This window comes from Nocardioides sp. Root190 (assembly GCF_001428565.1).
Lineage (GTDB): Bacteria > Actinomycetota > Actinomycetes > Propionibacteriales > Nocardioidaceae > Nocardioides.
Genome location: NZ_LMIA01000009.1, coordinates 298,906 through 312,592, shown reverse-complemented (window position 1 = coordinate 312,592; position 13,687 = coordinate 298,906). Strand labels below are relative to the sequence as shown.

At 70.6% G+C, this 13,687-nt stretch carries 12 protein-coding genes and 1 pseudogene; 3 read left to right on the top strand and 10 right to left on the bottom strand.

Annotation, left to right across the window (positions count from 1 at the left end):
* Positions 1-2: 2 nt before the first annotated feature.
* The 8 genes and pseudogenes from proB to ASE01_RS24005 all read right to left on the bottom strand — a co-directional run.
* Positions 3-1,130, bottom strand: coding sequence for a glutamate 5-kinase (proB, locus tag ASE01_RS11285; RefSeq protein ID WP_056752158.1), 1,128 nt, complete (start codon positions 1,128-1,130; stop codon positions 3-5).
* On the bottom strand, positions 1,123-2,694 hold the full coding sequence (gene obgE / locus ASE01_RS11280; RefSeq protein ID WP_056751136.1) for a GTPase ObgE: 1,572 nt from the start codon (positions 2,692-2,694) through the stop codon (positions 1,123-1,125). Before obgE ends, proB begins: the two co-directional genes overlap by 8 nt.
* An 83-nt stretch (positions 2,695-2,777) precedes the next feature.
* Positions 2,778-3,032 carry a 50S ribosomal protein L27 gene (gene rpmA, locus ASE01_RS11275; RefSeq protein WP_056751134.1) on the bottom strand — a complete coding sequence of 85 codons (255 nt, stop codon included), beginning with the start codon at positions 3,030-3,032 and terminating at the stop codon, positions 2,778-2,780.
* A gap of 42 nt (positions 3,033-3,074) precedes the next feature.
* Positions 3,075-3,377, bottom strand: a complete 303-nt coding sequence (gene rplU / locus ASE01_RS11270) for a 50S ribosomal protein L21 (RefSeq protein ID WP_056752155.1) — start codon at positions 3,375-3,377, stop codon at positions 3,075-3,077.
* 207 nt (positions 3,378-3,584) lie between these two features.
* A complete protein-coding gene (locus ASE01_RS11265) occupies positions 3,585-6,887 on the bottom strand; it encodes an Rne/Rng family ribonuclease (protein ID WP_056751132.1) in 3,303 nt (1,100 codons plus the stop codon).
* A 297-nt stretch (positions 6,888-7,184) separates the two neighbouring features.
* A complete protein-coding gene (locus tag ASE01_RS11260) occupies positions 7,185-7,904 on the bottom strand; it encodes a TIGR03936 family radical SAM-associated protein (RefSeq protein ID WP_056751129.1) in 720 nt (239 codons plus the stop codon).
* A gap of 16 nt (positions 7,905-7,920) precedes the next feature.
* Complete coding sequence (locus ASE01_RS25570; protein WP_414858533.1) at positions 7,921-8,112, bottom strand: hypothetical protein; 192 nt, start codon at positions 8,110-8,112, stop codon at positions 7,921-7,923.
* Positions 8,036-8,536: pseudogene (locus ASE01_RS24005) on the bottom strand (DNA glycosylase AlkZ-like family protein); the annotation flags it as partial. The pseudogene ASE01_RS24005 and the gene ASE01_RS25570, both read right to left, overlap by 77 nt.
* 127 nt (positions 8,537-8,663) lie before the next feature.
* Here ASE01_RS24005 and ASE01_RS11250 point away from each other — a divergent pair.
* The 3 genes from ASE01_RS11250 to ASE01_RS11240 are packed head-to-tail and all read left to right on the top strand — an operon-like array spanning position 8,664 to position 11,087.
* Positions 8,664-9,356, top strand: a complete 693-nt coding sequence (locus tag ASE01_RS11250) for a DUF4190 domain-containing protein (protein ID WP_200958817.1) — start codon at positions 8,664-8,666, stop codon at positions 9,354-9,356.
* Between the two features lie 4 nt (positions 9,357-9,360).
* Complete coding sequence (locus ASE01_RS11245; RefSeq protein WP_056751120.1) at positions 9,361-10,419, top strand: DUF4190 domain-containing protein; 1,059 nt, start codon at positions 9,361-9,363, stop codon at positions 10,417-10,419.
* On the top strand, positions 10,416-11,087 hold the full coding sequence (locus tag ASE01_RS11240; RefSeq protein ID WP_056751117.1) for a DUF4190 domain-containing protein: 672 nt from the start codon (positions 10,416-10,418) through the stop codon (positions 11,085-11,087). The genes ASE01_RS11245 and ASE01_RS11240 overlap by 4 nt, the downstream gene beginning before the upstream one ends.
* Before the next feature lie 67 nt (positions 11,088-11,154).
* Here the strand turns inward: ASE01_RS11240 and ASE01_RS11235 are convergent, their stop codons facing one another.
* Together ASE01_RS11235 and ASE01_RS11230 are read right to left on the bottom strand one after the other, a co-directional pair.
* Positions 11,155-11,580, bottom strand: coding sequence for a ribosomal protein L7/L12 (locus ASE01_RS11235; RefSeq protein ID WP_157537270.1), 426 nt, complete (start codon positions 11,578-11,580; stop codon positions 11,155-11,157).
* Positions 11,581-11,714: 134 nt separating this feature from the next.
* Positions 11,715-13,664 carry a TIGR03960 family B12-binding radical SAM protein gene (locus tag ASE01_RS11230; RefSeq protein WP_056751111.1) on the bottom strand — a complete coding sequence of 650 codons (1,950 nt, stop codon included), beginning with the start codon at positions 13,662-13,664 and terminating at the stop codon, positions 11,715-11,717.
* Between the last annotated feature and the right edge of the window lie 23 nt (positions 13,665-13,687).

Sequence of the window (13,687 nt, the reverse complement as noted above, 5' to 3'; positions counted from 1 at the left end):
GCTCAAGCCAGGACCACCAGGTCGTCGCGGTGGATGACCTCGCGTTCGTACTCCGCACCGAGCTCGCGCTTGAGCTCCTTGGAGGAGCGGCCCTGCAGGGTGGGGATCTCAGAAGCGTCGAAGTTGACCAGGCCACGGCCCACGATGGTGCCGTCGGGGTCGAGCAGGTCCACCGGGTCACCGGCGACGAAGTCGCCCCGGACACCGGTGATGCCGGCCGCGAGGAGCGAGGCGCGACGCTCCACGACGGCGCGTACGGCGCCGGCATCGAGGACGACGCCACCCTTGCCCTCGGTCGCGTGGCGCAGCCACAGCAGCCGGGTCGGGCGGCGCTTGCCCGTGGTGTGGAAGAGGGTGCCGACGGGCTCCCCCGCCAGCGCCGAGCCGGCCTTGTCCGCCGAGGTCAACACGACCGGAATGCCGGAGCCGGTGGCGATCGCCGCCGCCTCGACCTTGGTGACCATGCCCCCGGTGCCGACGCCTGCCGCACCCACGGAGCCGACCACGACATCGGCGAGGTCCGCGGAGGTCCGCACGTCGGTGATCAACCGGGCACCCGCACGGCTCGGCGGTCCGTCGTACAGACCGTCGACGTCGGAGAGCAGGAGCAGCAGGTCGGCGTGCACGAGGTGCGCGACGAGCGCGGCAAGCCGGTCGTTGTCGCCGAACCGGATCTCGCTGGTCGCGACGGTGTCGTTCTCGTTGACGATCGGGATGACACCGAACTCGAGCAGCTTGGTGAAGGTCTGGCTGGCATTGCGGTAGTGGGAGCGACGGGTGACGTCGTCCAGCGTCAGCAGGACCTGGCCGGCGGTGAGGCCGTGGCGCGCGAGCTCCTCGGTGTAGCGGTGCACCAGCAGGCCCTGGCCCACCGATGCAGCCGCCTGCTGGGCGGCCAGACCGCGGGGCCGCCTGGTGAGGCCGAGGGGCGCCAGTCCGGCGGCGATGGCGCCCGAGGACACCAGCACGACCTCCGCTCCGCGCGTGCGCGCCGCAGCGAGGACGTCGACGAGGGTGCTGACCTGGTCGGGGTCGATGCCGCCCGCAGCAGTCGTCAGGGACGAGGAACCGACCTTGACGACGATCCGGCGGGCGGAGGTGACCGCCTCCCGGAGATCGCCCTCACCCATCGTGCCCGTCACCGGGGTCGTCCTCTGCCCAGGCCTCCTCCTCGACAGCGCGGACGACGTCGGGGTCTTCTTCCGAGCCGATCTCGAAGGAGGAGGGACCATAGATCTCCGGCTGGTCGAGACGACGCGCCACATCGGCACGGGTCTCGCCCTCGGCGCGGTCGTCCATGTTCTCCTGGATGTCGCGACGGCGCGTTGCGGCCGGGCGGTCCTCGGCGAAGCGGTCGTCCTCGCCACGGCGCGACAGGTTCTCCGCACCGGCGTCGATCCCGGGCTTGAAGTCGAAGACCACCGAGTTGTCGGTGGGGCCGATGAGGACGGAGTCGCCCTCCACGGCACCCATGGCGACGAGCTTGGTCTCGACACCGAGCCGGTTGAGACGGTCGGCGAGGTAGCCGACGGCCTCGTCGTTGCTGAAGTTGGTCTGGCGCACCCAGCGCTCGGGCTTGATGCCGCGCACCCGCCAGCCCGCACCGGTCTTGGTGACCGTGAAGCCGTCGTCGTCGACCGCCTTGGGTCGCACGACGATCCGGGCGGGGATCTCGGACTCCTTGGCCTTGCGGGCCTCGGTCACGATCTCGGCCATCGCGAAGATCAGCTCGCGGGTGCCCTCACCGGACATCGCGGAGATCTCGAACACGCGCATGCCGCGGTTGCGGAGGTCCTCCACGACCAGCTCGGCGATGCCGCGGCCGTCGGGGACGTCGACCTTGTTGAGGGCCACCAGGCGGGGGCGGTCGTCGAGACCGCCGTAGCGACGCAGCTCGTCCTCGATGATGTCGAGGTCGTCGGCGGGGTTGCGGCCGGGCTCCATGGTGGCGGTGTCCAGCACGTGCACGATCGCGGCGCAGCGCTCGATGTGGCGCAGGAAGTCGTGGCCGAGACCGCGGCCCTCGGCCGCGCCCTCGATCAGACCGGGGACGTCGGCCACGGTGAAGGTGACCTCGCCCGCGGTGACGACGCCGAGGTTCGGGACCAGCGTCGTGAAGGGGTAGTCGGCGATCTTGGGGCGGGCCCGGGAGATCGCGGCGATCAGGCTCGACTTGCCGGCGCTGGGGAAGCCCACCAGGCCCACGTCGGCGACGACCTTGAGCTCGAGGATGACCTCCAGCTCCTCGCCGGGCTCGCCCAGCAGGGCGAAGCCGGGGGCCTTGCGGGTCTTGGAGGCCAGCGCCGAGTTGCCGAGGCCGCCGTGGCCACCGCGGGCGACGACGAGCTCGCTGCCGGGCGCCACCATGTCGGCGATGACCTCGCCGTTGCGGTGCTTGACCACCGTGCCGGCGGGGACCGAGAGGATCAGGTCTGCTCCGTGCGAGCCGTTGCGACGGTCGCCCGCACCGTGGCCGCCGTGCTCGGCCTTGCGGCGCGGCAGGTGGTGGTACTCGAGCAGCGTGGTGATGTCGGGGTCGACCCGCAGGATCACCGAGCCGCCGGGGCCGCCGTTGCCGCCGTCGGGGCCGCCCAGGGGCTTGAACTTCTCGCGGTGGACCGACGCCACACCGTTGCCGCCCCGCCCCGCATCGACGTACAGGGTCACGCGATCGACGAAGGTGGGCACAGCCATGAGATCAGTCTTTCAGTAGAAATGGGCGAAGGGCGCCCCGAACCGGGACGCCCTTCGAAGCCTCAGTACAGCTGAGCGTCAGCTCAGTCGCCCGGGACGATGTTGACGACCCTGCGGCCGCGACGCTTGCCGAACTCGACCGCTCCGGGGAGCAGGGCGAACAGGGTGTCGTCCTTGCCACGACCGACGCCGGAGCCCGGGTGGAAGTGGGTGCCACGCTGGCGGACGATGATCTCGCCGGCGTTGACGAGCTGGCCGCCGAAGCGCTTGACGCCGAGGCGCTGGGCATTGGAGTCGCGACCGTTCTTGGTGGACGCTGCGCCCTTCTTGTGTGCCATGTTTCAGTCCTTCGGAAGAGGTGTGCCGGGGGTCGACGTCTCTCAGAGAGAGATGTCGGTGACCTTGACCTGGGTGTACTTCTGGCGGTGACCCTGGCGCTTCTTGTAGCCGGTCTTGTTCTTGTACTTCTGGATGATGATCTTCGGGCCCTTGGTGGCGCCGAGGACCTCGACGGTCACCGATGCCTTCTCCAGGCCAGTGCTGGTGACGGTCTCGCCGTCGACAGCAAGCACGACAGGCAGGGTGAGGGTGTCACCGACCGGCGTGGAGATCTTGTCGATCTCGATGACGTCGCCGACAGCGACCTTCTCCTGCTTAGCGCCTGCGCGCACGATCGCGTACACCACCGCGGGCTCCTTCTCCGTCAACGTCTCGCCCCAAGGCCTGGGTCTGCAGCACACACAGCAGTCTCGATCTCCCCCGTCTGGGCAGGATCACGAATTGCCGGGTGCCGGCAGAACGGCACACCTCTGCAGCGCACCGACGATCAATACTACGGTCGGGGCCGGTTTCCGCCAAAATGCCGCGGTTCCCGGTCCCCTCCCCCGTGCTCAGCGCTTGCGGGCGCCTTTCTTCTTCACCGGGACGTGCTCGACATGCGCCTCGGCTGCGTCGTCCGCAGCCGGGGTGCCGTCCAGGTCGTCCGTCGATGCTGGTGCCGTGGTGGTCGGCGGGCCGGCGGGCCGGCTCGTCGAACGACGACGGGTCTGGGTGACGACCGTGGTCGTCGCGGCGGGCGCCGGCTCGGCGACCGGCGCAGCCTCCACGGCCGACTCGGCGACGGGCTCGGTGACGGGCTCGGCGACGGCTGCGGGCGCGGTCACCGCCGGCGGACCGGCGGGCCGGCTCGTCGTACGGCGACGGGTCTGGGTGACCACGGTGGTCTCCGCGACCGGCGCAGGTTCGGGCTGAGGCTCGGGCGCCGTCTCGACGACCGGCTCGGGCTCGGGCTCGACGACGGGCTCGACCGCAGCCGCGGCGACGGGCCGGCTGGTCGTCCGACGTCGGGTCTGGGTGACCACGGTGGTCGTCGCGACCGGCGCAGGCTCGAGTGCGGTCTCGAGGACCGCCTCGGCCTCGGGCACGGTCTCGGGCACGGTCTCGAGCGCGGTCTCGAGGACCGGCTCCACGACGGACTCGGGCTCCACGGCGGGAACCTCGTCCTCGGCGGGGTGCTTGGCCATCGCGGCGACGTCCTTGGGGGACGGCACCGGCTTCGGGGCAGCAGCCACGTCGTTGCTCTCGCCCTCGCCGTCGCCCTGACCCTTGCCCTTGCGTCGGCGGTTGCCGCGGCGCGGCTCCTCCTGCTCGCCACCACCACCACCCCCGCGCTTGGACTCGACGGGCAGGTCGTGGACCACGATGCCGCGGCCCTGGCAGTGGCTGCAGTTCTCCGAGAACGCCTCCAGCAGGCCGGTGCCGATCCGCTTGCGCGTCATCTGCACCAGGCCCAGCGAGGTCACCTCGGCGACCTGGTGGCGGGTCCGGTCCCGGCCCAGGCACTCGACCAGGCGCCGGAGCACGAGGTCGCGGTTGGACTCGAGGACCATGTCGATGAAGTCGACCACGATGATGCCGCCGATGTCGCGCAGCCGGAGCTGACGCACGATCTCCTCGGCCGCCTCGAGGTTGTTCTTCGTGACGGTCTCCTCGAGGTTGCCCCCGGAGCCCGTGAACTTGCCGGTGTTGACGTCGACGACGGTCATCGCCTCGGTCCGGTCGATGACCAACGATCCGCCGGAGGGCAGCCAGACCTTGCGGTCCAGGCCCTTGGCGATCTGCTCGTCGATCCGGTACGTCGCGAACAGGTCCGCCGCACCGCTGCCGACCTCGTGACGCTCGAGGCGCTCGGCGAGGTCCGGGGCCACCTGGTCGACGTAGGTGCTGACCGACTCCCAGGCGTCGTCGCCCTGGACGACCAGCTTGGCGAAGTCCTCGGTGAAGAGGTCCCGCACGACCTTCAGGGTCAGGTCGGGCTCTCCGTAGAGCAACTGCGGGGCGTTGCCCTTGGCGACCTTGCCCTCGATGTCGGCCCAGCGTGCCTTCAGGCGCTCGACGTCGCGGGTGAGCTCGTCCTCGGAGGCGCCCTCCGCGGCGGTGCGCACGATGACGCCGGCCGATGCCGGGACGACCTCCTTGAGCAGCGCCTTCAGGCGGGCACGCTCGGTGTCGGGCAGCTTGCGCGAGATGCCGGAGGTGGTGCCGTCCGGGACGTAGACGAGGAAGCGGCCGGCGAGGCTGACCTGGCTGGTGAGCCGGGCACCCTTGTGACCGATCGGGTCCTTCGACACCTGGACCAGGATGGTCTGGCCGGACTGGAGGAACGACTCGATCTTGCGCGGCTGCCCGTCCTTGTGACCCAGCGAGGCCCAGTTGACCTCACCGGCGTACAGGACGGCGTTGCGGCCCTTGCCGATGTCGATGAACGCGGCCTCCATGGAGGGCAGGACGTTCTGCACCCGACCGAGGTAGACGTTGCCGATCAGCGAGGTCTGCGACTCGCGGGCGACGTAGTGCTCCACGAGGACCTTGTCCTCGATCACGGCGATCTGGGTGAGGTCCTTGCGCTGGCGCACCGCCATCACGCGCTCGACGGACTCGCGACGGGCCAGGAACTCGGCCTCGCTCACGATCGGGGCACGTCGGCGACCCGCCTCGCGGCCCTCGCGGCGGCGCTGCTTCTTGGCCTCGAGCCGGGTCGAGCCGGCGATCGAGGTGATCTCGTCCTCGGCCGATCGCGGCTTGCGGACGCGGGTGACGGTGTTCTCCGGGTCGTCGCCGTCCTCGCCTCCCCCGCCCTCGCCGGAGCGACGGCGGCGACGGCGGCGACGCGAGGACGCGCTGCCCTGTCCACCGCCGGCGTTGTCGCCGGACTCGCTGTCGTCGGAGGACTCGCCGCTGTCGCTGTCGTCGGAGGACTCGCTGGAGTCGCTGTCGTCGGTGGAGTCCTTCTCGGCGGCTGCCCGGCCACCGCCCTGGCGTGCCGGGGCGGTCTCCTCACCGTCGTCGTCGCCGGACTCGGCATCGCCCGACTGGCCGGCACCGGCCGGCTTGCGACGGCGACGGCCGCCGCGGCGACGGCGGCGGCGGGCGGCACTGCTGCCCGTGCCGTCGGCGTCGTCGGAGTCGTCGTTGTCCTCGTCGTCGTTGTCCTCGTCAGCGGAGTCGGCCGAGTCCGCGGAGTCAGCGGTGGCGTCGTCGGTCGGCGTGGCCGGGGTGTCCCCGGACGTCTCGTCCGTCGACTCGCCGGTGGCCGCGTCCAGGAGCTCGTCGTCCTCGTCGGTCTCCTCGGCATCGGTCGGCTCGACGACGGGGGCCGGCTTGACGGCACGGGGCGCCCGGGTCGCACGACCGGAGGAGGTGGAGGGCGCCTGGAAGAGCACCGCAGCCGACGACGGGGCCTCGGTCGGGTCAGTCGACGCGGCGGCCTCGGTCGTGGGCGCGTCCTCGTCAGGCGTCAGGAGGAGCTGCTCGGAGTCGGCGGCCTTCGGCTTGGCCCGACCGCCGGAGCGGCCGGAGGTGGTCTTCGCGGCCGTGGTCTTCTTCGCGGCGGTGGTCTTCTTGGCCGCGGTCTTCTTCGCCGCCGTCTTCTTGGCGGGCTTGGCCTCGGGCGCGTCGGGGTCGTCCGCAGCGCCGTCGGCCGGAGCGGCCGCCGTCTTCTTGGCCGCGGTCTTCTTCGCAGTGGTCTTCTTCGCCGCCGTCTTCTTGGCGGTGGTCTTCTTCGCGGCCGCCTTCTTGGCGGGCTTCGCGGCGGGAACCTCCGCCGGCGTGTCGCTCGCCGCAGCGGGCGCCGGGGCGTCCGGCGTCGGCTCGACGGTGGTCTCGTTCGAGTTCTCGATGGGCGCGTCGGTCATTGCGCTACTCCTCCACCCGGCCGCTCACGCGCCCGGGGTGTCATCGGCACTCGCGCAACGCGCGGTGTCGTAAGCCTTCGTGGGACGACACCCTCCGCGGAGCGTCACTGGAGGCCGGGCCTTCGCCTGCCGCGGTCGCGTGGTGCGTCGCGTCTGGCGGGTGTCCGATCTCCACCGTGCCGTCCGGTCGATCACCTGCCGGGCGGCGAGAACGTCGTCAGATCGTCCGCGCAGTCCTGTGGGACGCGCGGGGTGGATCTGTGGCGAGTATCGCACACGGCCGACCGGCCCCCGGTATCACCGGGTGGCGAGCGGGTCGCCGACCGAGCCGGCGTCACGGTCCAGGACACCCTGGGAGAGCCGGGTCAGCAGGGCCGTCGTGGGCGCCGCGAAACCGGTCGCCTCACGCAGTCCGGTGAGCACGTCGTCGGGTCGTACGGCGGGGACCGCGTGCTCCAGCAGCAGGTCGAGGTCGCCCTCGTCGCTCACCGTGAGACGCACGACGGCGGCGCGGCAGTCGAAGGTCCGCAGGCCCTTCTTGGTCATCCGCTCGACCGGCACGGTCTCGGTGGCGAGGAAGGCGGCCACCGCTTCCTGCGCGGCGTCGACGGGCGTGTCGCCGAGGTCGATGCGCCAGTGGCTGGCGGTGAGCAGGTCGGACAGGGAGCCTGCGGTCGTGGCGGCCGCATCCGCCGCGGCGACGATGTCGAGACCGTCCGGAAGGACTGCGTCGAGAGCGGCGGCGATCTCGGCGGGCTCGCGCATCTCGGCGAGCCCCAGCTCGACGTACTCCGACTCGCTCGCCGCCCCCGTCGGCGAGGCGCCGGCGTAGGAGATCCGCGGGTGGGGGTGGAAGCCCGAGGAGTAGGCCATCGGGATGCCGGCCCGGACGACGGCGCGCTCGATCGCGCGGCTGACGTCACGGTGGCTGGTGAAGCGCAGGCGGCCGCGCTTGGCGTACCGGATCCGGACCTTCTGGACCGGGGGTGCCTGCTGCTCGGGCTGCTGACGACTCACGGGGGTGAATCGTAGGTCAGGGCAGGCGTGCGCCACGCATCTGCGGCGAGGCGTAGACGTTGGTGATCCGTACGCCGTCGAGCCAGGCGGTGAGGCGCTCGGCCTGCTGCTCGAGCGCGGAACGGGCGTCCCTCGCCAGGTCGTCGGGCACCAGCAGCAGCACGGGCGCCGCCGGGTCCTGGCCGTCCTGGACCCAGGAACCGACGATCCGGCCGTTCCACCACGCGGTGTTGCCGGCGTTGCCGTTGCTGTCGAAGAGGAAGGGGGTGTCGGCCGGCGCGGACCTCGCGGGTCGTGCGGGCCGCCCCGTCGGAAAGGACCTCGAGCACAGCGCCGACGACGTCGTCGATCCACCCGTCGACCGCACCCGAACCGTTCGCCAGACCGGCGGCGGCCACGTTCTTGGCGAGCTGGGCCCGCTGCTGACGGGCCACCCGCAGGGCAGCGCTCCCCCAGGCCGCGGGGAGCAGGTCCCGCGGGAAGACGAAGAGGGTGCGCCTCATGGCGAGCTGCTTGACGATGCTGCGCTGACCGTAGAGCGCCTCGTCGACGTCCTGGATCGTGACGCCCTCGGTGCGGGCCCACAGCGCCAGGTGGACGGTGGCGGCCTCGGTCGCGTGCAGGACCGTCATCGCCCGCGTCGCGCTCTCCGGATCGTCGTACGCCTGCGCGAGGCCGTGGCGGGTCCCCAGACGTCGACGTCGGGCAGCCCCCGATAACTGCAACACGACACCATCGTCCCGCATTAGGGTGACCCTCGTGAGCGATCCCTACGGCCAGAACCCGTACGGCGGCCAGAACAACCCCTACGGTCAGCCGCAGCAGCCCCCGCAGCCGAATCCCTACGGATCGGGCGGCGGCTACGGCCCGCCCGGAGGCTTCCCGGGTGGCCCCTCGAACGAGCAGCCGAAGAACGACGGCGTCTCGATCACGGCGCTCGTGCTGAGCTTCCTGTGCTGCCTGGCGCCGATCGGCGTCATCCTGGGCTTCGTCGGGCTGTCCCGCACGAAGGGCGGCAAGCGCAAGGGCCGCGGCCTGGCCATCGCCAGCATCATCATCGGCATCATCGTCAGCCTCGGGACCGCCGCCATCGGCGTCGGAATCTTCGTCCTGGCCGACACCGTCGTGACGCCCGACAACGCCAAGGTCGGACAGTGCATCAACGTCGAGGAGGAGGACGGTTCGGTCTTCCTCTACAAGAAGGACTGCTCCGAGGAACACGACGCCGAGATCGTCGCGGTCGCCGAGGTGACCGACGACAACCTCGAGGAGATCGAGACCGGCATGGCGTCGTACTGCGAGACGGCCCTCGCCGAGGGTGATCGCGACGCGATCACGGACTACCTCGCGGACCTCGACGCCGTGATCGAGGACCCCAACGACGTGTCCGTCGGCGACACCCTCGTCTGCTACGTCGAGCCCGGCGAGAAGCTGTCCGAGCCGATCCTGTAGGCAGGTGAGCAGTTCCCACGGCGGGTACGACTCGGGACCGCCGCCCGATCCGTACCCGCCCCCGGGCGGTCACCCACTCGGGTTCAACCCCTACGACCCCCGGCCCGGCGGCTGGACTGATGCCCGCTCGACCGACGGGATCTCGATCGCGTCGCTGGTCTGCTCGCTGACCTGCTGCGCCGGTCCGGTCGGGATCGGCCTGGGCATTGCCGGCATCGTGCGCACCAAGGACGCGCGTCGCTCCGGGCGGTGGGCCGCGGTCACCGGCCTGGTCCTCGGCATCGTGGGGACGATCCTCGCCGTGGGCGCCGGGATCGGCCTGACCTGGTACGGCACGAGCACCGTCTTCCTGGAGGACGCCCGGGCCGGCGACTGCATCGACGTGGGCGAGATCGACCTCTGGAAGCGGGACTGCGACGAGCCGCACGACGCGGAGGTGGTCCACGCCGGCCGCTTCGACGACCAGTCGGTGCGCGAGTACATCGAGTCCGAGGACTCCGCGGTGTTCTGCGAGCCGCTCGCCGTGCGCGCCGGCTACGTCGACGTCGCCTACACCCACATCCTGTCCTCCTGGGTGGACTCCTACGACGTCGACGAGCCCCAGTCCGGGGACCACTTCATCTGTGTGGCCGAGTCCTACGACGGCCAGGAGCTCGACGGGCCCCTTTCCCGCGGCGACGGATCGGAGGCCGTGGGGTCCGCGAGGTGGTGGTCCGACCTCCAGGTGGGCGACTGCTTCAACGACTCGGGGCCGGACGACGAGGGTGTCGGCCTCGTGCAGGTCGTCGACTGCACCGAGGATCACGACTTCCAGCACATCGGGCAGGTCCAGGTCTATGGGGCCGACTGGCCCGGCGAGGACGCCGTCGAGAAGCGCACGGACGCCTGCCTCGACCGGTTCGCCACCTATCTCAAGATCGACTTCGACGACTCCTACTACGACCTCACCTACTACACGCCGACCGCGGAGTCCTGGGAGTCCGGCGAGCGGATCATCGTGTGCATCGGCGCCGGAGAGCCGGGCGAGAAGTTGACCGAGACGTTGAAGGGCATCGCCGAATGAGTCAGTGGAACCCTCCCCCGCACGAAGGCCCCGGCCACGGCTATGGCAGCTACGAGCCGTACGGCGGCCATGAGCCGGGCGCACCACGTCCGCTCGGTACCGACGGCATCTCCATCGCCGCCTTCGTCTGCTCGCTGACCTGCTGCGGCGCACCTCTCGGCATCGGTCTGGGCATCGCCGGCATCGTGCGCACCAGCGGCGGTCGCCGCCCGGGACGCTGGATGGCGATCTCGGGCGTCGCGATCGGGACCGTCGTGTTCGTCGCCTTCGTCGCCTTCATCGTGTTCGCCGGGATCATGGGCGCGAACACGGTCTGGGAGGACGAGGCTCGTGTCGGGCAGTGCATCGACGAGGACTTCCTCGGTGATCCCAGCAAGGCCGAGTGCGACGAGCCCCACGAGGCCGAGGTGATCTGGGTCGGCCGGTTCGACGACGAGCTCGTCGGCCGGTTTGGCAACGTCCTGGTCGAGGAGTTCTGCGCAGCGTTGCCCGGCCTCGATCCGGCGTACCTCGACGCGATCGAGAGCGGCGAGTACGACGTGTCCATCAGCATCGACAGCTTCGACGAGGACGACCCCGAGGAACGGGACTGGTTCTTCTGCTACCTCGAGGACGCCGACGAGGACCAGCTCGAGGGCAGGATCCTCGACGAGGGAACGGCTGCCTGACTCTGCCGCCGTGCCCGGGTGCTCCGCCACGTGACGACGACGCTCACCGCGTGGTTCGGATTCCCGGTCAGTCGCCGCGACTGGTGATGCTCGCCCGAGCGCCAGCAGATGACAGGCGATCCACCATCGCTGCGGCGCTCCCTGCGCTCACCCCCGACGCAATCAGCGCGGGCACGTCAAGCATTTTCTTGGCCTCCAAGAGGCTCAGCGCCCGCACCTCGCGCAGCGCCCGGATCACCTCGATCTCGCGCGGGCCCGCCTCGAGCAGCTCCACGGCCTGATCGCCCGACTGGCAGTACTTCTGGTCGATCACCGCAGTCAGTTGCTCGCCGGTCGCGACGTAGTGCCGCCAGGTCGGCGAGAGCAGGCGTCCGGCATTGAGGACGAACAACATCGCTGCGACGACCCGGAGCCAGTCCAGCTCGGAGGTCAGCGCGCCGACGGCGAACACCATCAGCAGGAGAAGACGCGGGGCCGCACGGACGGCGACCATCGCGAGGGAGTGTCCGGACCGGTGTGCCACGCCCGCATCGTGGCACACCGATCGCCGCTGTCGAGTCGTGTGCCCCACAACCCGCTGAGACGCGTGCTCAGGCACACGACCCCCGCGCAGAAGTGGGAGGAGTCTCAGACCACCGACAGCGGCAACATCGGCCGACCGGTGGGGCCGATCTGGATCTCCGTGCCCATCTCCGGGCACACCCCGCAGTCGTAGCAGGGCGTCCAGCGGCAGTCCTCGACCTCGACGTCAGAGGATCCGTCGCCGACGGCGAGGGCGTCCTCCCAGTCGGCCCAGAGCCAGTCCTTGTCGAGACCGGAGTCGAGGTGGTCCCAGGGCAGGACCTCGTCGTAGGTGCGCTCGCGGGTGGTGAACCAGTCCAGGTCGACGCCGGTGCCGGCCAGGCCACTCTCGGCGGCCGTCATCCAGCGCTCGTAGGAGAAGTGCTCGCTCCAGCCGTCGAAGCGGCCGCCGTCGCGCCAGGCCTGCTCGATGACCCGCCCCACGCGACGGTCACCGCGGGAGAGCAGTCCTTCGACGATGCCGGGCTGACCGTCGTGGTAGCGGAAGCCGATGGCCTTGCCGAAGCGGCGGTCGGCACGGACCAGGTCGCGCAGCTCACGGAGGCGACGGTCGGTGGTCTCCACGTCGAGCTGTGCGGCCCACTGGAACGGTGTGTGCGGCTTGGGCACGAAGCCGCCGATGGAGACGGTGCAGCGGATGTCGCTGCGCCCCGAGACCTCGCGGCCGGTCGCGATGACGCGCTTGGCGAGCTCGGCGATCTGCAGGACGTCCTCGTCCTGCTCGGTCGGCAGGCCGACCATGAAGTAGAGCTTCACCTGGCGCCAGCCGTGGCTGTACGCCGCAGCGACCGTGCGGATCAGGTCGTCCTCGGTGACCATCTTGTTGATCACCTTGCGCACCCGCTCGCTGCCGCCCTCGGGTGCGAACGTCAGGCCGGAGCGCCTCCCGTTGCGGGAGAACTCGTTGGCGAGGGTGATGTTGAAGGCGTCGACCCGGGTGGAGGGCAGGGACAGCGAGACGTTGGTGCCTTCGTACCTGTCGGCCAGGCCCTTGGCGACCTCACCGATCTCGGTGTGGTCGGCACTGGACAGCGAGAGGAGGCCGACCTCCTCGAAGCCGGTCTTCTTCACGCCGTTCTCGACCATCGCGCCGATCGTCTCGATCGAGCGCTCGCGGACCGGGCGGGTGATCATGCCGGCCTGGCAGAAGCGGCAGCCGCGCGTGCAGCCGCGGAAGATCTCGACGCTGAACCGCTCGTGGACGGTCTCGGCGAGCGGGACCAGCGGGTTGCGCGGGTACGGCCACTGGTCGAGGTCCATCAGCGTGTGCTTGCGGACCCGGTCCGGTGCCTCCGGATGGCTCGGGACGACGGCCTCGATCGTGCCGTCCGCGGCGTACGCGACGTCGTAGAACTGCGGAACGTAGACCGATCCGGAGACCGCGAGCCGGCGGAGCAGCTCGACCCGACCTCCCGGACGACCCTCACCCTTCCACTCCCGGACGACCTCGGAGATCTTGAGCACGACCTCCTCGCCGTCACCGAGGACGGCGGCGTCGATGAAGTCCGCGATGGGCTCCGGGTTGAACGCCGCGTGACCGCCGGCGATGACGACCGGGTGGTCCTCGGTGCGGTCGACGGCGTGCAGCGGGATCCCGGCGAGGTCCAGCGCCGTGAGCATGTTGGTGTAGCCGAGCTCGGTCGAGAAGCTGATCCCGAACAGGTCGAAGGCGCCGACCGGCCGGTGGTTGTCGACCGTGAACTGCGGGATCTGCTCCTCGCGCAGCAGCTTTTCCATGTCCGGCCACACCGCATAGGTGCGCTCGGCCAGGATCCACTCCCGCTCGTTGAGGACCTCGTAGAGGATCTGGACGCCCTGGTTGGGCAGGCCGACCTCGTAGGCGTCGGGGTACATCAGCACCCAGCGCACCTCGGCGGCGTCCCAGTCCTTCGAGACCATGTTGAGCTCGCCGCCGACGTACTGGATCGGCTTGGACACCGACAACAGGTGGGGCTCCAGCCGGGGAAAGACGGACTCGACGGACTCAACGGACATGACGCCGATTCTACGGGCGCAGC

Excerpts from the sequence above, each read along its gene's own strand:
- proB (WP_056752158.1), bottom strand. The coding sequence starts at position 1,130 with ATGGGTGAGGGCGATCTCCGGGAGGCGGTCACCTCCGCCCGCCGGATC.
- obgE (WP_056751136.1), bottom strand. The coding sequence starts at position 2,694 with ATGGCTGTGCCCACCTTCGTCGATCGCGTGACCCTGTACGTCGATGCG.
- rpmA (WP_056751134.1), bottom strand. The coding sequence starts at position 3,032 with ATGGCACACAAGAAGGGCGCAGCGTCCACCAAGAACGGTCGCGACTCC.
- ASE01_RS11265 (WP_056751132.1), bottom strand. The coding sequence starts at position 6,887 with ATGACCGACGCGCCCATCGAGAACTCGAACGAGACCACCGTCGAGCCG.
- ASE01_RS11240 (WP_056751117.1), top strand. The coding sequence starts at position 10,416 with ATGAGTCAGTGGAACCCTCCCCCGCACGAAGGCCCCGGCCACGGCTAT.
- ASE01_RS11235 (WP_157537270.1), bottom strand. The coding sequence starts at position 11,580 with ATGGTCGCCGTCCGTGCGGCCCCGCGTCTTCTCCTGCTGATGGTGTTC.
- ASE01_RS11230 (WP_056751111.1), bottom strand. The coding sequence starts at position 13,664 with ATGTCCGTTGAGTCCGTCGAGTCCGTCTTTCCCCGGCTGGAGCCCCAC.